The sequence below is a fragment of the Bacillus sp. SIMBA_154 genome, assembly GCF_046536015.1.
In the GTDB taxonomy this organism is placed as follows: Bacteria; Bacillota; Bacilli; order Bacillales; family Bacillaceae; genus Bacillus; species Bacillus pumilus_P.
Genome location: NZ_JAWJBV010000405.1, coordinates 1 through 257 on the forward strand (window position 1 = coordinate 1; position 257 = coordinate 257).

A 257-nucleotide genomic window follows, 5' to 3' on the forward strand; every position below is an offset into this window, starting at 1 on the left:
ATTGAAAAGCTACAAGCCGACAGCGAAAATATAAGTACCATATTAGATGTTATTAAAGGCGTATCTGAACAAACAAACTTATTGGCATTAAATGCCGCCATTGAAGCCGCTCGTGCAGGCGATCAGGGACGAGGGTTTGCCGTGGTCGCCGATGAAGTGAGAACTCTTGCCCAGCGTACCCGCCAGTCCACAGAAGAAATTAACGGCTTGATCCAGGGTCTGCAGAAGCAGGTTCAGGCAAGTGTTCAACAAATGGA

General features: G+C 47.5%; 1 protein-coding gene. It reads left to right on the forward strand.

Annotated elements, in window-relative coordinates:
- Positions 1-257, forward strand: a 257-nt coding sequence (locus tag R0K30_RS22550) for a methyl-accepting chemotaxis protein (protein WP_410613144.1), incomplete at both ends; no start/stop codon positions are given.